The sequence below is a fragment of the Pseudomonas alcaligenes genome, from assembly GCF_014490745.1.
GTDB classification, from domain to species: Bacteria; Pseudomonadota; Gammaproteobacteria; order Pseudomonadales; family Pseudomonadaceae; genus Aquipseudomonas; species Aquipseudomonas alcaligenes_C.
This window is the reverse complement of sequence record NZ_LZEU01000001.1, coordinates 2,051,052-2,071,814: the sequence shown is the minus strand read 5'-3', so window position 1 is coordinate 2,071,814 and position 20,763 is coordinate 2,051,052. Positions and strand designations below refer to the sequence as shown.

At 64.8% G+C, this 20,763-nt stretch carries 23 protein-coding genes; 2 read left to right on the top strand and 21 right to left on the bottom strand.

Going from position 1 to position 20,763, the window contains the following annotated elements; genetic code table 11:
- The 5 genes from ccmE to ccmA all read right to left on the bottom strand — a co-directional run bounded on the left by ccmE (position 1) and on the right by ccmA (position 2,869).
- The gene (gene ccmE / locus A9179_RS09415) at positions 1–462 is read right to left on the bottom strand and encodes a cytochrome c maturation protein CcmE (protein ID WP_187805559.1); all 462 of its coding nucleotides are present in this window, start codon (positions 460–462) and stop codon (positions 1–3) included.
- Positions 459–638, bottom strand: a complete 180-nt coding sequence (gene ccmD / locus A9179_RS09410; RefSeq protein ID WP_187805558.1) for a heme exporter protein CcmD — start codon at positions 636–638, stop codon at positions 459–461. The genes ccmE and ccmD overlap by 4 nt, the downstream gene beginning before the upstream one ends.
- Positions 635–1,390: a heme ABC transporter permease gene (locus A9179_RS09405; protein ID WP_187805557.1), complete on the bottom strand. Its 756-nt coding sequence runs from the start codon at positions 1,388–1,390 to the stop codon at positions 635–637. Before A9179_RS09405 ends, ccmD begins: the two co-directional genes overlap by 4 nt.
- A 160-nt stretch (positions 1,391–1,550) precedes the next feature.
- Positions 1,551–2,222, bottom strand: coding sequence for a heme exporter protein CcmB (gene ccmB / locus A9179_RS09400; protein ID WP_187805556.1), 672 nt, complete (start codon positions 2,220–2,222; stop codon positions 1,551–1,553).
- Positions 2,219–2,869 carry a cytochrome c biogenesis heme-transporting ATPase CcmA gene (gene ccmA, locus A9179_RS09395; RefSeq protein ID WP_394354723.1) on the bottom strand — a complete coding sequence of 217 codons (651 nt, stop codon included), beginning with the start codon at positions 2,867–2,869 and terminating at the stop codon, positions 2,219–2,221. The genes ccmB and ccmA overlap by 4 nt, the downstream gene beginning before the upstream one ends.
- 134 nt (positions 2,870–3,003) lie before the next feature.
- On the opposite strand from ccmA, the gene fliK reads away from it, so the two are divergent.
- The gene (gene fliK, locus A9179_RS09390; RefSeq protein WP_187805554.1) at positions 3,004–4,548 is read left to right on the top strand and encodes a flagellar hook-length control protein FliK; all 1,545 of its coding nucleotides are present in this window, start codon (positions 3,004–3,006) and stop codon (positions 4,546–4,548) included.
- Positions 4,545–4,871: an EscU/YscU/HrcU family type III secretion system export apparatus switch protein gene (locus A9179_RS09385; protein WP_187805553.1), complete on the top strand. Its 327-nt coding sequence runs from the start codon at positions 4,545–4,547 to the stop codon at positions 4,869–4,871. The genes fliK and A9179_RS09385 overlap by 4 nt, the downstream gene beginning before the upstream one ends.
- On the opposite strand, the gene A9179_RS09380 is transcribed toward A9179_RS09385, so the two are convergent.
- From A9179_RS09380 to A9179_RS09305, 16 genes are all read right to left on the bottom strand, one after another.
- The gene (locus A9179_RS09380) at positions 4,852–5,289 is read right to left on the bottom strand and encodes a rhodanese-like domain-containing protein (RefSeq protein WP_187805552.1); all 438 of its coding nucleotides are present in this window, start codon (positions 5,287–5,289) and stop codon (positions 4,852–4,854) included. The two genes, A9179_RS09385 and A9179_RS09380, sit on opposite strands and share 20 nt — an antisense overlap.
- 121 nt (positions 5,290–5,410) lie before the next feature.
- The gene (locus A9179_RS09375) at positions 5,411–5,815 is read right to left on the bottom strand and encodes a DUF2802 domain-containing protein (protein ID WP_187805551.1); all 405 of its coding nucleotides are present in this window, start codon (positions 5,813–5,815) and stop codon (positions 5,411–5,413) included.
- A 3-nt stretch (positions 5,816–5,818) separates the two neighbouring features.
- The gene (locus tag A9179_RS09370; protein ID WP_187805550.1) at positions 5,819–6,298 is read right to left on the bottom strand and encodes a chemotaxis protein CheW; all 480 of its coding nucleotides are present in this window, start codon (positions 6,296–6,298) and stop codon (positions 5,819–5,821) included.
- A gap of 95 nt (positions 6,299–6,393) precedes the next feature.
- Positions 6,394–7,308 carry a CheW domain-containing protein gene (locus A9179_RS09365; protein ID WP_187805549.1) on the bottom strand — a complete coding sequence of 305 codons (915 nt, stop codon included), beginning with the start codon at positions 7,306–7,308 and terminating at the stop codon, positions 6,394–6,396.
- An 87-nt stretch (positions 7,309–7,395) separates the two neighbouring features.
- Positions 7,396–8,184, bottom strand: a complete 789-nt coding sequence (locus A9179_RS09360) for a ParA family protein (protein WP_187805548.1) — start codon at positions 8,182–8,184, stop codon at positions 7,396–7,398.
- Between the two features lie 52 nt (positions 8,185–8,236).
- Positions 8,237–9,124 carry a flagellar motor protein MotD gene (motD, locus tag A9179_RS09355; RefSeq protein ID WP_187805547.1) on the bottom strand — a complete coding sequence of 296 codons (888 nt, stop codon included), beginning with the start codon at positions 9,122–9,124 and terminating at the stop codon, positions 8,237–8,239.
- 13 nt (positions 9,125–9,137) lie between these two features.
- Positions 9,138–9,878: a flagellar motor protein gene (locus tag A9179_RS09350; protein WP_187805546.1), complete on the bottom strand. Its 741-nt coding sequence runs from the start codon at positions 9,876–9,878 to the stop codon at positions 9,138–9,140.
- Positions 9,878–11,005 (bottom strand): protein-glutamate methylesterase/protein-glutamine glutaminase, encoded by a 1,128-nt coding sequence (locus tag A9179_RS09345; RefSeq protein ID WP_187805545.1) that lies wholly within the window; start codon positions 11,003–11,005, stop codon positions 9,878–9,880. Before A9179_RS09345 ends, A9179_RS09350 begins: the two co-directional genes overlap by 1 nt.
- 42 nt (positions 11,006–11,047) lie before the next feature.
- Positions 11,048–13,312 carry a chemotaxis protein CheA gene (locus A9179_RS09340; protein ID WP_187805544.1) on the bottom strand — a complete coding sequence of 755 codons (2,265 nt, stop codon included), beginning with the start codon at positions 13,310–13,312 and terminating at the stop codon, positions 11,048–11,050.
- Positions 13,313–13,341: 29 nt separating this feature from the next.
- Entirely contained in the window at positions 13,342–14,130 is a 789-nt protein-coding gene (locus A9179_RS09335; protein WP_187805543.1) for a protein phosphatase CheZ, read from the bottom strand.
- A gap of 19 nt (positions 14,131–14,149) precedes the next feature.
- Entirely contained in the window at positions 14,150–14,524 is a 375-nt protein-coding gene (locus tag A9179_RS09330) for a chemotaxis response regulator CheY (protein WP_090254048.1), read from the bottom strand.
- 81 nt (positions 14,525–14,605) lie between these two features.
- Complete coding sequence (gene fliA / locus A9179_RS09325; RefSeq protein ID WP_187805542.1) at positions 14,606–15,352, bottom strand: RNA polymerase sigma factor FliA; 747 nt, start codon at positions 15,350–15,352, stop codon at positions 14,606–14,608.
- Entirely contained in the window at positions 15,349–16,182 is an 834-nt protein-coding gene (gene fleN / locus A9179_RS09320) for a flagellar synthesis regulator FleN (protein WP_187805541.1), read from the bottom strand. Before fleN ends, fliA begins: the two co-directional genes overlap by 4 nt.
- Positions 16,183–16,279: 97 nt before the next feature.
- Positions 16,280–17,611, bottom strand: a complete 1,332-nt coding sequence (flhF, locus tag A9179_RS09315; protein ID WP_187805540.1) for a flagellar biosynthesis protein FlhF — start codon at positions 17,609–17,611, stop codon at positions 16,280–16,282.
- A gap of 12 nt (positions 17,612–17,623) precedes the next feature.
- A complete protein-coding gene (flhA, locus tag A9179_RS09310) occupies positions 17,624–19,747 on the bottom strand; it encodes a flagellar biosynthesis protein FlhA (RefSeq protein ID WP_187808543.1) in 2,124 nt (707 codons plus the stop codon).
- Between the two features lie 124 nt (positions 19,748–19,871).
- Entirely contained in the window at positions 19,872–20,696 is an 825-nt protein-coding gene (locus A9179_RS09305) for a hypothetical protein (protein WP_187805539.1), read from the bottom strand.
- Positions 20,697–20,763 lie beyond the last annotated feature (67 nt).

Here is a 20,763-nt window from a genome sequence, read left to right as displayed (position 1 = left end):
TCACCCCTCTTTGCCCGGCGTGCCCTCGGACGGCAGCTTGCCGCTGTCCTTGAGCGCCTTGGTCACTTCCGGCGGCATGTAGTTCTCATCGTGCTTGGCCAGCACCTGCTCGGCGCTGAAACTGCCGTCGGCCTGCAGCTTGCCGACGGCGACGATGCCCTGCCCCTCGCGGAACAGATCCGGCAGGATGCCGTGGTAGCGCACGGTAACGCTCTTGGCGAAGTCGGTGACCACGAACTCGATGTCCAGGGAGTCGCCGGAACGTTTCAGCGAGCCCTTCTCGACCATGCCGCCGGCCTTGATCTGCGCGCCCACCGGCGCCTTGCCCGCGGCGATCTCGGTCGGCGTGTAGAACAGGTTGATGTTCTCCTTCAGCGCCGACAGCGCCAGGGCCACGGCAATGGACACACCGACCAGGATGGCGAGGACGATATACAGGCGTTTCTTGCGGACCGCGTTCACGAATTGCTCTCCCGGCGCAGACGGCGCGCCTCGTCTTGCAGGTAGCGGCGCCGGGCCAGAATCGGCAGGGCGACGTTGAGGGCCAGCACGGCCAGGCTGATGCCATAGGCCGACCACACATAGGCGCCATGGTTGCCCATGGCGAGGAAGTCGGCGAAGGAAGCGAAACTGCTCATGGACGACCTCCGGCCAGGCGCGCCACTTCGGCCTTGACCCAGCTGCTGCGCGCCTCACGCTTGAGCACTTCGGTGCGCATGCGATAGAGCAGCACGGCGGCAAAGAAGCAGTACAGCCCCAGTACCGAGATCAGCAGCGGCAGCCACATCTCCATGTTCATGCTGGCCTTACCGGTGACCTTGAAGGTGGCGGGCTGATGCAGGGTGTTCCACCACTCCACCGACTTCTGGATGATCGGGATGTTCACCGCGCCAACCAGGGCCAGTACGGCACAGGCCTTGGCCGCGCTGTCGCGGTTGCTGATGGCGTTGCCCAGGGAAATCACCCCGAAGTAGAGGAACAGCAGGATCAGCATCGAGGTCAGGCGCGCGTCCCAGATCCAGTAAGTGCCCCAGGTCGGCTTGCCCCAGATGGAACCGGTCACCAGGGCGATGAAGCACAGCCAGGCACCGACCGGCGCGGCCTGCTGCAGGGCCACGTCGGCCAGCTTCATCTTCCACACCAGCCCTACTACGCCGGCCACTGCCATCAGCAGGTAGCAGGCTTGGGCCAGGAATGCCGCAGGCACATGGATGTAGATGATCCGGTAGCTATTGCCCTGGTACTTCTCCGGCGGCGCAAACGCCAGGCCCCAGATCAGCCCCACCGCCAGCAGCAGGATGGCTGCAGCAGTCAGCCAGGGCAGCCAGCGCCCGCTGCGCTCGTAGAACCATTTGGGCGAGCCCCATTGGTGAAACCAGGTCCAGTTCATAAAAGCTGCCTCAAAACTACTGCGCTTGCCGATACTGCATTGAAAGCAGGCCCGGGCTGCTCATTTACCACTCGTAAACTCCGCGCCCTCTCCTGCTTTCGCCTTGTCTCGGCGGCGCTCGTTACGTTTTTCAACAGCTTTTGCATCTTTACTAGGCCTGTCATTCGCCGACGCTGATCTTCAGGCCGGCGCCGATTGCAAAGGGTGTCAGGGTGACCGCCAGGGCGGTCAGGCTGGCCAGCCACAACAGGTGGCCGGCCGTCGGCAATCCTTGCAGGGCCGCCTGTAGCGCGCCGCTGCCGAGAATCAGCACGGGGATATACAGCGGCAGAATCAGCAGCGCCAGCAGCAGGCCGCCGCGCTTGAGGCCCACGGTCAGCGCTGCACCCACTGCGCCAAGCAGGCTCAGCACCGGGGTGCCCAGCAGCAGCGACAGCAACAACGCCGGCAGGCAGTGCGTCGGCAGCCCCAGCATCAGCGCCAGCAGCGGCGCCAGCAGCACCAGCGCCAGGCCGGAGAACAGCCAGTGTGCCAGCACCTTGGCCAACACCAGAAGAGGCAGGGGGTGCGACGAAAGGACCCACTGTTCCAAAGAACCATCTTCGAAATCACTGCGAAACAGGCCGTCCAGCGACAGCAGCACAGCCAGCAGGGCCGCCACCCAGATCAGCCCCGGCGAGAGGGTCTGCAGCAGCGCAGCCTCGGGGCCGACGGCCAGCGGGAAGAGGGCGATGACGATGGCGAAGAACACCAAAGGATTAGCCAGCTCGGCCGGCCGGCGGAACAGCAGGCGCGCCTCGCGGGCTACCAGCAGGGCGAAGACACTGCTCATGCGGCGCGCCGCCCCAGATCCAGTTCGCGGTAGCCGGCGGGCTTTTCCGTCAGCGTGTGGTGGGTGGTCAGCACCACCATGCCGCCCTGTTCGCAATGCCGGGCCAGATGGCTCTCCAGTTGCGCCACGCCCTGCTTGTCGAGGGCGGTAAAGGGCTCATCGAGAATCCACAGCGGCGGCGCATCGAGGTACAGCCGCGCCAGCGCCACGCGGCGCTGCTGGCCGGCGGACAGGGTGTGGCACGGCACATCCTCGAAACCGCGCAGGCCGACGGCCTCCAGGGCCTGCCAGATTGCCGCCCGCGGCGCCGGGCGATGCAGGGCGCAAAGCCAGGCGAGGTTTTCCTCGGCACTCAGCAAGCCCTTGATCCCCGCCGCATGGCCGATCCACAGCAGGTTGCGGCCCAGTTCGCCATGCTGTCCGGCCAGCGGGCGGCCATTGAGCAGCACCTCGCCAGCGGTCGGCTGCATCAGCCCGGCGAGCAGGCGCAGCAGGCTGGTCTTGCCGCTGCCGTTGGGCCCGGCGACCTGCAGCATGCTGCCGGCCTGCAGATCCAGATCCAGCCCTTCGAACAGCAGGCGCCAATCCCGCTCGCAGGCGAGAGAAACGGCTTGTAGACGGGGCGAGATCAAGGCATGGCGTCCCAAAAGGGGTTCAAGTCAGGGGGGGGCCGGCCGCTATACTGACGCAAGTTGACCGTACAGCCAGCCCGGACGGGGCGGCATTATACATGCCGGATTCATCTCCCCGAAGCCGGCTTTTCGACAGGGTGTAACCCGGCATGGCAGAAATCAGCAGCCCTCGCCCACTTCCCGCGCCAAGCTCGACCGTGCGCCCGGCACAAGTATCCGCCGACCTGGCGGTCAAGCTGCTGCAGCCGCTGGAAGGACTGCTGGCCGCCGGGGAAAGCGCCAAGGCCGAAGTGGTGGCGCTCAAGGAAAGCGCGCAAAGCTTCCAGGTGCTGCTCAAGCTGACCCTCGACAGCGGCCGCCAGGCCACCCTGGAAGCCAGCAGCTCGCGCCCGCTGACCCAGGGTACCGCGCTGACCGTTACCGCCCTGTCGGAAACCCGTCTGGCCCTGGCCCTGACCAGCGGTGACAGCCAGATTCTCGACAGTCTGGATCTGCAGCAGCTGCCCGTTGGTACCCTGCTGCAGGGCAAAGTGGTAGCCCAGGAACAACTGGTGCAGGTGCGCACCCAGCAGACCATCTACAAAGCCCTGGTCAGCCTGCTCAATACACCGCTGGCCGGCAGCAAGCTGAGCGTTGAAAGCCCGCTGCCGCTGCCGCTCGGCAGCCTGCTTACCGCCCAGGTGCGCGGCAGCCAGGAGCTCAACTTCCTGCCCCTGAGCGGCCGCCTCGACCAGCTCGCCCTCGGCCAGCAGTTGGCCACCCAGCAGAGTCGCCAGGGTTCGCTTGAAGGCCTGTTCAAGACCCTGCAGGGGCTGGGCTCCCAGGACGGCCTGCCGGACGAGCTGCGCAGCAGCATCGACAAGCTGCTCGGCCAATTGCCCGACGGCAAGCAGCTGAGCACCCCGGACGGCCTGGCCAAGGCGCTGGAACACAGCGGCCTGCTGTTGGAAGCCAAACTGCTGGGCGGCCAGGCCGCCAGCATGCCCCACGACCTCAAGGCCAACCTGCTGCGCCTGATCAGCCAGCTGCTGCCCAGCCTGCCTGGCGGCGCGCCGCTACAGGCCGCCAACGCCAGCAGCAGCCTGGCCCAGGCCCTGCCGGCCTTCGTCCGCAATGCCCTCGGCGCCCTCGGTCAGGCTAACCTGCGCCAGCAGGCCCTGAGCTTCCCCCTGCCCTCGCGCCTGGTGCAGAACATGGAGGAAGACGCCGATCTGGAAACCCTCCTGCGCCTGGCCGCAGCGGCCGTGTCGCGCCTGCAGACCCATCAGCTGTCGAGCCTGGCGCAGACCCAGGTCACGGCCGAAGGCAACCTGCTGACCACCTGGCAGCTGGAAATCCCCATGCGCAACCAGCAGGACATCGTGCCGCTGCAGGTGCGCGTGCAACGCGAGGAACAGGGACAGGCCAGCAAACAGGAGCAGAAGGAAATGCTCTGGCGCGTCGACCTGGCCTTCGACCTCGCCCCGCTCGGCCCCCTGCAGGTACAGGCGCAGCTGCAACGCGGCAGCCTGTCCAGCCAGCTGTGGGCGGAACAGGCCAGCACCGCCCGCCTGATCGACCACGAACTCGGCCATCTGCGCGAGCGCCTGCTCGCCGCCGGCCTGGAAGTCGGCGAGCTGAGCTGCCGCCAAGGCATGCCGCCACAGGGCCCGCGCACGAACCTGGAACAACGCTGGGTAGACGAAACCGCATGAAGTCCAAAGCCCCCCGCCAGGCCATTGCGCTGTCCTACGACGGCGCCAGCGCCCCCAGCCTCACTGCCAAGGGCGACGACGAACTGGCCGAGGCCATCCTGGCGATCGCCCGCGAGCATGAAGTGCCGATCTACGAGAATGCCGAGCTGGTGCGCCTGCTGGCCCGCCTGGAGCTGGGCGATGCGATTCCCGAGGCACTGTACCGCTGCATCGCCGAGATCATCGCCTTCGCCTGGTACCTCAAGGGCAAGTGCCCGGAAGGTTTCGATCAGGAGCGCGACGTTACCCCGCCTCTGCCACTGCTCAACGCCCCGCCGGAGTAAAGGCCAGCAACTCGCCTTCGGCGCCCCGCCCTAGCGGGAAGTCCAGCAACTGCCAGGCGAAGTAGCCGGAGCGGAAGAAATACACCTGCCGATAGCCCCAGCCGACGGCGCGGCGCACCGCCTCGGCGCTGTGCGGGCCGAGCTCGCTGTCGCTGTAGATCACTAGCGGCACACCGCGCGGCCATTGGCTTTCGGCCAGATCGGCGAAGCGCGAATCCAGCTCCAGATGCAGGGCGCCGTGCACATGGCCCCAGCTCCACTCGCGCATTGGTCGCACGTCGATGAACACTGCGCCCAGTTCATACAGCTGGCGGGCTTGCAGCACATTCACCGTGGTCGCCCCACTGACCTCCAGAGGCGCCTCGGCAGCATGTACCGGCAGCAGGAACACACAGAGCAACAACAAACTGATGCGCATGGCAGACCTCCGCAGAAGTCACGACGACACAATTTCAGCTTAGGCAGGTACAGGACTGGAGCTTGGAACCGTTCACACGGCCCGATGGCAGGCTAAGAGCCAGGAGAAGTAAGCGGGCAGCTCAGGAACGCTGCTTCTGCGCCTTGTGCAGCTTGCTGATCAGTTCGGCCTCGGCCGTGCTCAGCCCGCAGGACTGGGTCAGGTCGTCGACACTGGCGCCCATGCCGACCAGGCGCGCGGCCTGGGTGAAGGACAGGCTGGAAGGATCGCGCTGCTCCATCTGGTTGAGCTTGTCCGGCAGCGGCGCGACCACCTTGCGCAGCTCGTGCAGCTCCTCACCCATGCGAATGCTGCCGGTGAGGTAGGTGTCGAGGCGCCGACTCAGCTCCTTGAAACGCTGATCGCGGAAGGCGTCACGCTCGGCCTGCAGCTGCGCCTGCTGGCGCAGATTGGTCTGCAGCCAGAAGCAGGTGCCCGCCAGCAGCAGACAGAACAGGCCGAGCACGGCCACCGCGATCTCCAACATGGGTCAGATGCTCTCCAGCTCGGACCACTCTTCCTCGGTCATCATCTTGTCCAGCTCGACCAGGATCAGCAGCTCACCGTTCTTGTTGCACACGCCCTGGATGAACTTGGCCGATTCCTCGTTGCCGACGTTCGGCGCGGTCTCCACCTCGGATTGGCGCAGGTAGACCACTTCCGCCACGCTGTCGACGAGGATGCCGACCACCTGCTTGTCCGCCTCGATGATCACGATGCGGGTGTTGTCGGTGACCGGTGCCGAATCCAGACCGAAGCGCTGGCGGGTGTCGATCACCGTCACCACGTTGCCGCGCAGGTTGATGATCCCGAGCACATAGGCCGGAGCGCCCGGCACCGGAGCGATCTCGGTGTAGCGCAGCACTTCCTGCACCTGCATCACATTGATGCCGTAGGTCTCGTTATCCAGGCGGAAGGTCACCCACTGCAGAATGGGATCTTCGGAACCTTGCGCAGACGTTTTCTTCATGTCCCTAGCCTCGTCAAGAACCGCTTAGGCGGCATACGCGGGTGTACCCCGCTGTCATTACTATAGAGCCCCGCACAGGGCGCAGCCCGTTGAATTCAGTGCGCCCTGGCCGGCTTGGCCGGCTTAGCATTGCGCGTGGCACCGCTGGCGATCAGTTCGGCCAGGGCCGAGACATCCAGCAGCGCGCACATGTGCTCGATCACCGTACCGGCCAGCCACGGCCGCTGGCTGCGCTGGCTGCGCCACTTGATCTCGTCCGGCTGCAGGCGGATCGAGCGGCTGACCTGATGCACCGCCAGCCCCCACTCGTAGCCTTCGACCGAAATCACGTACTGCAGGCCTTCGCGGAAGTCCTCGCGGTAACGCTCCGGCATGACCCAGCGCGCGGTATCCAGTACTTTCAGGTTGCCGGCCTGGCACGGCAGGATGCCAAGGAACCAGTCCGGCTGACCGAACAGCGGCGTCAGCTCGGTGCCGGCCAGCGGATAGATCGAGCCCAGGCACACCAGAGGCACGGCCAACGTCAGCCCCGCCACGTCGAACAGCAGGCACTCGAAGGATTCCTGCGCCCAGTCCGGACGCCCGTCGGCACCGACCCGCACCGGCTCTTTTTTCAGCGCCGGCTGCAGCTCGACCAGCGCCTCGACCACCGGGGGCGCCACCGGCACCTCGACCTGCACCTCGACCGGCACCAGCGGGCGCGGCTCTTCACGCACCTCCGGAATGTTCAGTTCGATGGTCGGCAGCACCAGCGGCTTGGCCTCGGCCAGCGCCAGCGGGCGCTCACGCACACTGAGCGGGGCTACCTGCGGCACTTCGCGGCGCGAGTCGCGCACCTGCTCTTCGAGCACCGCCGCCTCGAACTCGTCGAGCTCGACACTCTGCTCCAGCTCAACCGTTTCCAGTGCAGTGCTCTGCTCCAGCTCGGCAGCCGCTTCCTGCAGCAAGGCGTCCAGGTAGGACTGCAAGGCCAGCTGGGAGCGGGTGGCGGTGGAGGCAGAGCGACTCATGACGGCAATCCAGAAAAAGGGGCTGTACAACCTATCGGCAGCGCCAATGGATGTCTTGAACCTGTCTGTTCAGCATAGCGCGGCATTTCAGGCTACCTGGCTGGCCGGCTGTGCGGCCAGCAAATGCTTGAGCAGCGCGCGGTAGGCAATCACACCCCGGCTGTTGCTGTCGAACTGCGAGGGTGTCTGCCCGGCCCGGCTGGCATCGCGCAGGCGCGTATCCACCGGGATGTAGGCCTGCCACAGATGCTCGGGATAGGCATTGCGCAACACCCGCAGGGTGCCCAGCGAGGCCTGGGTACGCCGGTCGAACAGGGTCGGCACTATGGTGTAGGGCAGCGCCTGCTTGCGCGAGCGGTTAATCATGGCCAGGGTGTTGACCATGCGCTCCAGCCCCTTGACCGCGAGAAACTCGGTCTGCACCGGGATCACCAGCTGCTGGCTGGCCGCCAGGGCGTTGACCATCAGTACGCCGAGCAAGGGCGGGCTGTCGATGATTGCGTGGTCGAACTTGTCCCACAGCTGCGCCAGGCTCTTGGCTATTACCAGGCCCAGACCACTCTGCCCCGGCGACTGGCGCTCGAGGGTAGCCAGCGCGGTGCTGGACGGCAGCAGGGAAATGAGCTCGTGGCTGGTCGGCAGCAACAGGCTGGCCGGCAACCCCCGCGGGACATTGCCCTGGTGCAGGAACAGGTCGAAATTGCTGTGTTCCAGCGTATCCGGGTCGTGCCCGAAATAGCTGCTCATCGAACCGTGCGGGTCGAGATCGACCACCACCACCCGCTTGCCGGCATCGGCCAGCAGGCCGGCCAGTGCGATGGATGTGGTGGTTTTGCCGACCCCACCTTTTTGATTGGCTACTGCCCAGACTTTCATCGTCATCGTCCTCCCGACATGGCGGCAGCCTTGCCGAGAACTGATAGGCGCCTCATGGCGCAGGCGTCGAATTATTGACGGAACCCGGGACAGAACCCGTGACCGGGGACACCGGTGCAGATTGCGTGCCAGCCCTCTGCAATGCAGCATCCGGCTGCGCCTTGCCACTTCCTACACCACTGATACTGCGCCTGACATCGAGATTACGCGAGATCACCAGCACCACCCGGCGATTGCGCGCCCGCCCTTCGGCGGTGGCGTTGTCCGCCACCGGCTGGAATTCGCCGTAGCCCACTGCCGCCATGCGCGCAGGGTCGACGCCATCGGCGGCGAGCATCCGCACGATACTGGCAGCCCGCGCCGTAGACAGCTCCCAGTTACTGGGGAACTGCGCGCTGCTGATCGGCTGGTTATCGGTGAAACCCTCGATATGCACCGGATTCTGGTAAGGCGCGAGAATCTTCGCGACCTTCTCCACCAGGGTAAAGGCCATGTCGTTGGGTACTGCATCGCCACTGGGGAACAGCAGGCTGGAATTCAGCTCGATCTCGATCCACAGCTCGTTACCACGCACAGTCAACTGGTTGGAATTGATCAGGTCGCCAAAGGCTTCCTGCACACTGCTGGCGATTTCCTGCAGCGGGTCGGCGCCCGGGCTGTCGATCGCCGTGGTGCTGTTGGGATTGTCTTCGACCATCGAGCGGTCGGGCTCGGTGGTATGCGGGCGTTCGTCACCGACGGCAATCGGCTTGGTCGAGCGCTCCGGCTCGCTGAACACGCCCACCAGGCTTTCCGAAAGCACCTTGTACTTGCCTTCGTTGATCGAGGAGATGGAGTACATCACCACGAAAAAGGCAAACAGCAGGGTGATGAAATCCGCGTAGGAAACCAGCCAGCGCTCGTGATTCTCATGCTCTTCGTGATGCCGCCGCCGGGCCATATCCCCTACCCCGTCAGTCCATGAAGCCTTGCAGCTTCAGTTCGATGGAGCGCGGGTTCTCGCCCTCGGCAATGGACAGGATGCCTTCGAGGAGCATTTCACGGTAACGCGACTGGCGCACGGCAATGGCCTTGAGCTTGTTGCCTACCGGCAGCAGCAGCAGGTTGGCGAAGGCCACGCCGTAGATGGTGGCGACAAACGCCACGGCAATGCCGGCGCCAAGCTTGCTGGGGTCGGCCAGGTTGCCCATGACGTGGATCAGGCCCATTACAGCACCGATGATGCCGATGGTTGGCGCGTAGCCGCCCATGCTCTCGAACACCTTGGCGGCCTGGATATCGCGCCCCTCCTGGGTGTACAGATCCACCTCGAGGATACTGCGAATGGCCTCCGGTTCAGCGCCATCGACCAGCAGCTGCAGGCCTTTGCGGGCATAGGGATCGGACTCGCTGTCGGCCACCGGCTCCAGGCCCAGCAGGCCCTCCTTGCGCGCCACCATGCTCCAGCCAACCACGCGATTGATGCCGCCAGGCAGATCTACCCGCGGCGGGAAAACGATCCAGCGCAGGATGTTCAACGAGCGCTTGAACACGCTCACTGGCGCCTGCAGGAATGCCGCACCGAGGGTACCGCCGATCACGATCAGGGCCGCCGGCCCGTTGATCAGCGCCCCGGCATGACCACCTTCCAGGTAGTTGCCGCCGAGGATGGCGACAAACGCCAGAATGATCCCGATGAGGCTGAGTACATCCATCAGAGACAGGCCTCGGCCAGATGCCTGCCGATGTCATCCAGTCCATACACGGCATCCGCCAGATTGGCCTTCACGATAGCCATCGGCATGCCATAGATCACGCAGCTGGCCTCATCCTGAGCCCACACCTGGCTGCCCCCCTGCTTGAGCAGGCGCGCGCCCTCGCGGCCGTCGGCCCCCATGCCGGTCAGCACCACCGCCAGCACCTTGTCATTGAACGACTTGGCCGCCGAGCCGAAGGTGATATCGACGCAGGGCTTGTAGTTCAGGCGCTCGTCTCCGGGCAGGATCTTCACCACGCCACGCGGGTCGACCATCATCTGCTTGCCACCAGGGGCCAGCAGCGCCAGGCCGGGGCGCAACAGGTCGCCATCCTCGGCCTCCTTGACGGAAATCCGGCACAGCTTGTCCAGACGCTCGGCGAACGCCTTGGTGAAGGCCGCCGGCATGTGCTGGATCAGCACGATGGGAGCCGGGAAATTGGCCGGCAGTTGGGTCAGCACCCGCTGCAGGGCCACCGGGCCACCGGTGGAGGTACCGATCGCCACCAGCTTGTAGGATTTACGCTTTGGGGCCGCACCGCCAGCGGCCGGCGCCGGGGCAGCATGAGCAGGCGCCGGGCGCACCGGTGCCGCGCTTGGCGCGGTCGGACGCGCCGCCGGCGCTGCACTGCTAGTGCTGGTCGCAGGGGCCGAGGCAGAAGACGGGGTGTAACCGCTGTAGCGTCGATTACTGCGCGCAATCGAGTGGACTTTCTCGCACAGCAGCGCCTTGACCTTCTCCGGGTTGCGCGAGATGTCTTCGAAGTTCTTCGGCAGGAAATCGACCGCACCGGCATCCAGCGCGTCGAGGGTGACACGGGCGCCCTCATGGGTCAGCGAGGAGAACATCAGCACCGGGGTCGGACAGCGCTGCATGATGTTCCGTACTGCCGTGATGCCGTCCATCATCGGCATCTCGTAGTCCATGGTGATCACATCCGGCTTCAGTGCCAGCGCCTGATCGATCGCCTCACGACCATTGGTGGCCGTGCCAACCACCTGGATATTCGGGTCGGCGGAAAGTATCTCCGAGACCCGGCGGCGGAAGAAGCCGGAATCATCCACCACCAGGACTTTGACAGCCATAAACACTCCTGAGCGGCTGGACGACGCCCAGCCTGCAATCAATCAGACACGACGTGCGTAGCGCTTGAGCATGCTCGGCACATCGAGGATCAGGGCAATGCGCCCGTCACCGGTAATGGTAGCGCCGGACATACCAGGCGTACCCTGCAGCATCTTGCCCAGCGGCTTGATCACCACCTCTTCCTGGCCCACCAGCTGGTCGACCACGAAGCCGATGCGCTGGCTGCCGACGGTGAGGATCACCACATGGCCTTCACGCTGCTCCTCGTAGGCGGCGCCACGCACCAGCCAGCGCTTGAGGTAGAACAGCGGCAGCGCCTTGTCGCGCACGATCACCACTTCCTGGCCGTCCACCACGTTGGTGCGCGACAGGTCGAGATGGAAGATCTCGTTGACATTGACCAGCGGGAAGGCAAAGGCCTGGTTGCCCAGCATCACCATCAGGGTCGGCATGATCGCCAGGGTCAGCGGCACCTTGATGATGATCTTCGAGCCCTGGCCCTTGGCCGAGTGCACGTTGATGATGCCGTTGAGCTGGGAGATCTTGGTCTTCACCACGTCCATGCCGACACCACGACCGGACACGTCGGAAATCTCGGTCTTGGTCGAGAAGCCGGGAGCGAAGATCAGGTTGTAGCACTCGGTCTCGCTCAGGCGATCGGCCGCATCCTTGTCCAGCAGGCCTTTTTCCACTGCCTTGGAACGGAGGATTTCCGGATCCATGCCTTTGCCATCGTCGGAGATCGACAGCAGGATATGGTCGCCTTCCTGCTCGGCGGACAGCACTACCCGGCCGCCACGCGCCTTGCCCGAGGCCTCGCGCTCTTCCGGCATTTCGATACCGTGGTCGACCGCGTTGCGCACCAAGTGCACCAGCGGATCGGCCAGGGCCTCGACCAGGTTCTTGTCGAGGTCGGTCTCTTCGCCGACCAGCTCCAGGTTGATCTCTTTCTTCAGCTGACGCGCCAGGTCGCGAACCAGGCGCGGGAAGCGGCCGAAGACCTTTTTGATCGGCTGCATGCGGGTCTTCATCACCGACGTTTGCAGGTCAGCCGTGACCACGTCGAGGTTGGAGACGGCCTTGGACATGGCCTCGTCGCCGCTGTTCAGGCCCAGGCGCACCAGGCGGTTACGTACCAGTACCAGCTCGCCGACCATGTTCATGATCTCGTCCAGGCGCGCGGTATCCACCCGTACGGTGGTTTCCGCCTCGCTGGCGGCGGGCGCGGCCTTGTCGGCAGCGGGCGCCGGAGCCGGGGCTGGAGCTGCAGCCTTGGCCGGCTCGGCCTTGAGCACAGGCTTGGCTGCCGGCTTAGCTGCCGGTTTGGCGGCAGGCTTGGCCGCCGGGGTCGGCGCCGGAGCGGCCTTCACTGCGGCAGCGGCTGCCGGCTGAATGGCCTCTTCGGTGAACTTGCCCTTGCCATGCAACTGGTCGAGCAGCGCTTCGAATTCGTCGTCGGTGATGTTGTCACCCGCACCGGCAGCCGAAGCAGCGGCCGCCACAGGAGCAGCGGCAGGAGCCTCGGCCATCGGCTCGGCAAACTTGCCTTTGCCGTGCAACTGGTCGAGCAGCGCCTCGAACTCGTCATCGGTGATCTCATCACCGCCGGCCGCAACAGCAGCAGGCTTGGCCGCCGGGGCCGGAGCCGGCGCAGCAGGAGCGGCAGCCGCTTCGGCAAACTTGCCCTTGCCGTGCAGCTGGTCGAGCAGCGCCTCGAATTCGTCGTCGGTGATTTCATCGCCCGCTGCAGCAGCTGGCGCGGCGCCGGCGTCGGCGGCCGGCTCGTCGATGGCATCCAGCAGTTGTTCGAACTCGCTGTCGGTGATATCGCTGCCGGCAACGGCTTGCGATTCGACTTCAGCCTCGACCTCTTCCTCGACTTCCGGTTCGGCTGCAGCAACTGCCTCGTCGGCGCTCTCCGGCTCGGCCAGGCGCGACAGCGCCTCAAGCAGCTCAGGAGTGGCAGGCGTGACTTCGGTACGCTCGCGCACCTGGCTGAACATCTCGTTGACCGAGTCGAGCGCCTGCAGCACCACGTCCATCAGCTCGGCGGTCACCCGCCGTTCGCCCTTGCGCAGGATGTCGAACACGTTTTCCGCGATGTGGCAGCACTCGACCAGTTCGTTCAACTGGAGGAAGCCCGCGCCACCCTTGACCGTATGGAAACCACGGAAAATGGCATTGAGCAGATCCATGTCATTTGGCCGGCTTTCCAGCTCGACCAATTGCTCGGACAGCAACTCAAGAATTTCGCCGGCCTCTACCAGGAAGTCCTGGAGGATTTCTTCATCGGCGTCGAAGCTCATCGGTGCGCTCCAAAGGCTCTGTTAGAGCCTTAAAATCCCAGGCTGGACAGCAGATCATCGACATCGTCCTGGTTGGATGCGACGTCCTCACGCTTATCGGCATGGATCTGCGGACCTTCACCCCGGGAAGGCTCTTTTTGTTGTTCTTGCTCGGCGCGCAGCGCCTCGTGGTCATGCTGGATACCGGCAAAGCGGTCGACGTGGCTGGCCATCAGCACCAGCTTGAGCAGGTTGCTCTCCACTTCGGTGACCAGCTGGGTCACGCGCTTGATCACCTGACCGGTGAGATCCTGGTAATCCTGCGCCAGCAGAATGTCGTTGAGGTGGCCGGACAGCTTCTGGCTGTCGCGCTCGCTACGGGCGAGGAACAGCTCGATGCGTTTGGCCAGCTCGCGGAAGGCGTCGGCGCCCAGCTCGCGGCGCATGAAGCGGCCCCACTCGGCGCTCAGGCTCTGCGCCTCGTCACCCAGGTCGTTGACCAGTGGCGCGCTTTGCTCGACCAGATCCATGGTGCGGTTGGCCGCCTTCTCGGTCATCTGCACCACGTAGGACAGCCGTTCGGTGGCGTCGGTGATTTGCGAGATTTCCTGGGCGTGCGGATTGCGCGGATCGATCTGGAAATTGACGATCGCGTTGTGCAGTTCGCGGGTCAGTCGCCCCACTTCCTGATACAGGCCGCGGTCACGGGTCTGGTTCAGTTCGTGGATCAGTTGCACCGCCTCGCCGAAACGGCCCTTTTCCAGGCTTTCGACAAGCTGCGTTGCATGAAGCTTCAGGGTCGATTCAAGTTCGCCCAGAGAGGAGTCATCGTTTGCCATAGCGCCCTCGTGGCGAACATCAGCCGTTAACCCGCTCGAAGATCTTCTCGATCTTCTCCTTCAGCACCTGGGCAGTGAACGGCTTGACTACGTAGCCATTCACCCCGGCCTGTGCGGCCTCGATGATCTGATCGCGCTTGGCCTCGGCGGTCACCATCAGCACTGGCAGGGTCTTCAGGCGATCATCGGCACGCACCGCGCGCAGCAGGTCGATCCCGGTCATGCCCGGCATGTTCCAGTCGGTAACCAGGAAGTCGAAGCTGCCACTTTGCAGCATAGGCAACGCCGTCACGCCATCATCGGCCTCGGCGGTATTGGTAAAGCCCAAATCGCGCAAGAGGTTCTTGATGATCCGGCGCATCGTCGAGAAATCATCGACGATGAGGATTTTCATGTTCTTGTCCAAGTCGACCTCCGTACAGTCCTAAACGCCACCGGTACCCGGGGACGTCGCAATCATGAAACCGGCAGTGCGTCAGCCCGCGCGCCACTCACCCAGCCTGGCGCGCAAACGTGCGGCGCACTGGCTGTGCAACTGGCTGACCCGGGACTCGCTGACCCCCAGTACTTCGCCGATTTCCTTGAGATTCAGTTCTTCGTCGTAATACAGCGCCAGCACGAGGCGCTCGCGCTCCGGCAGATGGGCAATGGCATCGGCCAGTGCTGCCTGGAAACGCTCGTCTTCCAGATCGTGCAAAGGCTCGGCCTGTGCACTGCTGCTGTCTTCGTGCAGACCACCATGTTCGCCGTCCTGTACCAGGTCGTCGAAACTGAACAGGCGGCTGCCCAAAGTGTCGCCAAGAATGCCGTAGTAATCCTCGAGACTCAATTGGAGTTCGGCCGCAACTTCTTGATCTTTAGCGTCTCTTCCCGTGCGCGCCTCAATTACTCGAATCGCGTCGCTGACCATGCGGGTGTTGCGGTGCACCGAACGCGGCGCCCAGTCACCCTTGCGCACCTCGTCGAGCATGGCGCCACGGATGCGGATGCCGGCGTAGGTCTCGAAACTGGCGCCCTTGCCACCGTCGTATTTCTTGGACGCTTCCAGCAGGCCGATCATGCCGGCCTGCATCAGGTCGTCCACCTGCACGCTGGCCGGCAGGCGGGCCAGCAAGTGATAGGCGATGCGCTTGACCAGCGGCGCGTAGCGCTCGATCAGCTGGTGCTGGGAATCCTGCGCCTGCGCCTTGTTGTACATACGGAGTCCAGTGGCTGCTGTCATACCGCCGTACCCGCGATCGGCTGCTGCACCAGACGCTCGACGAAGAACTCCAGATGGCCACGCGGGTTGGCCGGCAAGGGCCACGTGTCGACTTTCTGGGCTATCGCTTTGAACGCCAGTGCGCATTTCGAGCGCGGGAAAGCTTCATATACCGCGCGCTGCTTTTGCACGGCCTTGCGTACCGATTCGTCGTACGGCACGGCACCTACGTATTGCAGGGCCACATCGAGGAAACGATCGGTCACCTTGGTCAGTTTAGCAAAGAGGTTGCGCCCTTCCTGCGGGCTGTGCGCCATGTTGGCCAGCACACGGAATCGGCTGATGCCGTAATCGCGGTTAAGCAACTTAATCAGGGCGTAGGCGTCGGTGATCGAGGTCGGTTCGTCGCACACCACCACCAGCACTTCCTGGGCCGCGCGCACGAAACTGACCACGCCGTCGCCGATGCCGGCGGCGGTGTCGATCACCAGCACATCGAGGTTGTCGCTGATGTCGCTGAAGGCCTGGATCAGGCCGGCATGTTGCGACGGCGTCAGCTGCACCATGCTCTGCGTGCCGGAGGCAGCCGGCACGATGCGGATGCCGCCGGGCCCCTGGATCAGCACGTCTTTCAGGTCGCACTCGCCGGCGATCACATCGGCCAGGGTGCGCTTGGCAGTCAGGCCGAGCAGCACATCGACATTGGCCAGGCCAAGGTCAGCGTCCATCAGCATGACCCGACGACCGAGATCGGCCAGGGCCAGCGACAGATTCACCGACACATTGGTCTTGCCGACGCCACCCTTGCCGCCGGTCACCGCAATCACCTGTACGGGATGCATACTACCCATGTTCTCTCAATACCTTGTCTTGCCTGGACTGGGCTGGTCGGGCAACTACACCGACCCTTTCCTCAACACTAGATCGCCTTGAGCGCTACCGCCCGCCCTAACCCGCGCGTCGCGCCGGGTGGTGGTACAGGCCGGCGAACATATCCGCCATGGCTTCCTCGCTGGGATCGTCGGGCGTCTGCAGGCTCACTGCGCGACTCACCAGTTGGTGGCTGCGCGGTACCTGCACATCGTCCGGAATCTTCGGCCCATCAGCGAGATAGGCTACCGGTAGATGCTGGCTGATAGCCAGCCCTAAAACCTCGCCCAGGCTGGTCGCCTCATCCACCTTGCTCAGAATGCAGCCGGCCAGGCCGCATGCCTTGTAGCTATGGTAGGCCGCCTTGAGCACCTGGCTCTGGCTGGTAGCCGCCAGCACCAGGTAATTCTTCGCCTTCACCCCGCGGTTGGCCAGGCTCTCCAGCTGCAGGCGCAGGGCCGGATCATTGCCCGGCAGGCCGGCGGTATCGATCAGCACCACGCGCTTGCGTGCCAGCGGCGCCAGGGCCTGCAGCAGCGACTGACCGGGATCGACCTGGGTCACCGAGACGTTGAGGATGCGGCCGAGGGTCTTGAGCTGCTCCTGGGCGCCGATGCGGAAGCTGTCCATGCCGACCAGGGCAATACTCTGCGGGCCGTACTTGAGCACGTAACGCGCGGCCAGCTTGGCCAGGGTAGTGGTCTTGCCCATGCCGGCCGGGCCGACCAGAGCGATTACCCCGCCCTCTTCCAGTGGCTCTACCTTGGGCGTCTTGATCGCATGGGCGAGATGCGCCAGCAGCATGCGCCAGGCCTGGCGCGGATCGGCGACCTTGGCCACGCGCTCCAGCAGTGCCTTGGACAGCTCGGCCGACAGGCCCATGCGCTGCAGGCGACGCCACAGGTTGGCCTGCTGCGGCTTACGGTTCTGCAGCTGGCCCCAGGCGATAGAGCCCAGCTGCACTTCGATCAGTTCACGCAGGCCATGCAGCTCGAAGCGCATGGCATCCAGTGCCCGCTGATCCATCGCTGCGCTCTGCAGGGCCACCTGCGGCTTGGCTGCGACCGGAGCCGGGCGCGGTGCCTTGACCGGGGTGGCCGGCAGCTCAGGGGCCACCAGCGACTCATTGGCGAACAGCTGGCGATCCTTGCTGGGATCCACCACCGCGCGGCTGATCAGCTCGGCCTGGGCCGTGGCGATCTTGGCCTGGGTCTTGCGCAGCTCGGCCTCCAGCGCCAGGTTGGGCTGGCGGGCCGGCGGCGTGGGCATCTGATAGTCCAGCGCGGCAGTCAGCTCGACCCCGCCGGCCACGCGGCGGTTGCCGATGATGGCGGCATCGGCGCCCAGTTCATCACGCACCAGTTTCATGGCGGTACGCATATCGGCGGCGAAGAAGCGTTTGACTTGCATGGCTTAGAACCCTCAGTTCTGGCCCACCGTCGCAACGATGGTGACCTGCTTGTTATCCGGTATTTCCTGATAGGCCAGGACATGCATGTTGGCTACGGCGAGCCGCGCGAAGCGCGACATCATCGCCCGAACCGGGCCGGCTACCAGCAGGATCACCGGTTTGCCGAGCATTTCCTGGCGCTGCGCCGCTTCCACCAGGGAGCGTTGCAGCTTCTCGGCCATGCCAGGTTCCAGGAGGATGCCATCCTCGGAGCCCTGACCGGCCTTCTGCAGGCTATTGAGCAATATCTGTTCCAACCTGGGTTCCAGAGTGATCACAGGCAGCTCCGGCTCTAGTCCCACAATGCTTTGCACGATTGCACGGGACAGCGCGACGCGAACCGCGGCAACCATCGCGGCGGGATCTTGACTCTTTGGCGCCACGTTGGAGATGGCTTCGGCGATGCTGCGGATGTCGCGTACCGGCACCTGTTCCTGCAGCAGGCTCTGCAGCACCTTGAGCAGGGTCGACAGCGACACCATGCCCGGCACCAGCTCCTCGGCCAGCTTCGGCGAGCTCTTGGCCAGCAGTTGCATGAGCTGCTGCACTTCCTCGTGCCCCAGCAGCTCGTGGGCATGCTTGTGCAGCACCTGGTTGAGGTGGGTGGCGACCACCGTGCTGGCGTCCACCACGGTGTAGCCGAGGGACTGCGCCTGATCGCGCTGGGTCGGGTCGATCCACACCGCCTCCAGGCCGAACGCCGGATCCTTGGCGGCGATGCCGTTGAGGGTGCCGAACACCTGCCCCGGGTTGATCGCCAGCTCGCGTTCCGGATACACCTCCGCCTCGGCCACGCTGACGCCCATCAGGGTCAGGCGATAGGCGTTGGGCAGCAGGTCGAGGTTGTCGCGGATATGCACCGAGGGCATCAGGAAGCCCATTTCCTGGGACAGCTTCTTGCGTACCCCCTTGATTCGCGCCAGCAGCTGGCCACCCTGGTTGCGGTCGACCAGCGGGATCAGCCGATAGCCCACCTCCAGGCCGACCATGTCCACCGGGGTGACGTCGTCCCAGCCCAGTTCCTTGACCTCCTGGGCCTTTTGCGCCGGCAGCAGCTCCTGCTGGCGCTGGACTTCCTTGACCGCCTCCTCCTTCGTCTTGCGCTGCTTGTTGGCGATCCAGTAGGCCGCGCCGGCCGCCACCAGGCCGAGGCTGAGGAAGGAAAAGTGCGGCATGCCCGGCACCATGCCCATGGCGATCATGATCGCCGAGGACACGGCCAGGGCCTTGGGCGAAGCGAACATCTGCCGGCTGACCTGGGCACCCATGTCTTCCGAGGTGGACACGCGGGTCACCATGATCGCCGCAGCGGTGGACAGCAGCAGCGACGGGATCTGCGCCACCAGACCGTCACCGATGGTCAGCAGGGTGTAGATGCGCCCCGCCTCGGCGAAGGCCAGGTCGTGCTGCATCACGCCGATGGCGATACCGCCGATCAGGTTGATGAAGAGGATCAGCAGGCCGGCGACGGCGTCACCGCGAACGAACTTGCTGGCACCATCCATCGAGCCGTAGAAGTCGGCCTCCTGGGCCACCTCCACGCGGCGACGCTTGGCTTCGGTCTGGTCGATCAGGCCGGAGTTGAGGTCGGCGTCGATGGCCATCTGCTTGCCGGGCATGGCATCCAGGGTGAAGCGCGCACTGACCTCGGAGATCCGCCCGGCACCCTTGGTGACCACCACGAAGTTGATGATCATGAGGATGGCGAACACCACGATACCGACCACGTAGTTGCCGCCGATCACCACCTCACCGAAGGCCTGGATCACCTTGCCGGCGGCGTCGTGGCCGTCCTGGCCGTGCAGCAGCACCACCCGCGTCGAGGCCACGTTCAATGCCAGGCGCAGCAGGGTCGCGGCCAGCAGTACGGTGGGGAAGACGGCGAAATCCAGCGGCCGCAGGGAGTAGATGGCTACCAGCAGAACCACGATGGACAGGGCGATGCTGAAGGTGAACAGCACATCGAGCAGGAACGGCGGGATCGGCAGCATGACCATGGCCAGCATGACCAGCAGCAGCAGCGGAATACCCAGGCTGCCATTGCGCAGGCCCGCCAGATTGCTGCGTACGTCACCGATGATTTGCGCACGATCCACTGCCACGTGTTTTCCCCAGCCGATTCAATCTTTTGACGCAAAAGCGCGTCACGCTGGAGCTAGGGCAAGAAGCATTCCAACTTGTCGGGCCGGTGGCCCCGCCCGACGACGGGGCCACCGCCACTCAGGCGGCCTGGCGCTGATTCAGGCGCGGATCGCCCGGCAGGTAGCTGCCGGTGACCAGCCGGTAAGCCTCGGAAGTGCGCTGGCCGGGAATGCCGTCGACCTTGACGAACACTCCGGGAAAGCCGTTGAGCCACAGCTGCAGCGACTCGACCCGCTGCACCTGGGCCGGATCGGCGGAAGCCTGCATCGAATAGCCAACCACCAGCGGCTCGGCACGGGCCGCCGGCCGCGGCTGGTCGGCGAACTCGATCAGGCCGCGCTCGGCCATGCGCCGCAGCAGCACCGCCGCACCACACTGCTTGGACACGGCGCTGTCCGACCAGGTGCCGTCCTGCACATACTTGCCGCTGTCGTAATGGTTGCTGTAGCCCCACAGGTAGGGTGAGAGCACGTGCGGGTGGTACAGGCGGTAGCCGAAGCCGTTGTACAGCTCCAGTTGGTACAGGGTGCCGGCCAGGCTCCAGTCGGTACTGCTGCCGAGCTTCTTCAGCAGCAACGCATCCTCGGCGCTCTGCTCCCAGGTGAACGGCGGGTTGCCGGCCTTCGGTCGCCCGGCCGGCACCTGCACGGTACGCGCGCTCAGCGGGTCGCCGTTATGCAGGTGGCGGTCGAAACGCTGGCTGCTTTCCAGGTTGTGCACCACCGCGATGAAGCCCCAGGGAATTCCCAGCTTCTGCCCTACCCGCTGGTAGCGGGCGCTGTTGCTCTGCAGTTGCTGGACAAGGGTTTCGACGTCGCCGGCCTTGGCCGGACGGATCTGGCAGCTGTTGAACAGGTTTTCGTATTCGCTGCGCAAGGCGCTGGTTAGGGCGATTCTGGCCATGGGGATGCTCCGCTGTGGTGGTCTGACTCCGTTCAGGTGCAGTACCACGGCAACGGCAAGGCCACCG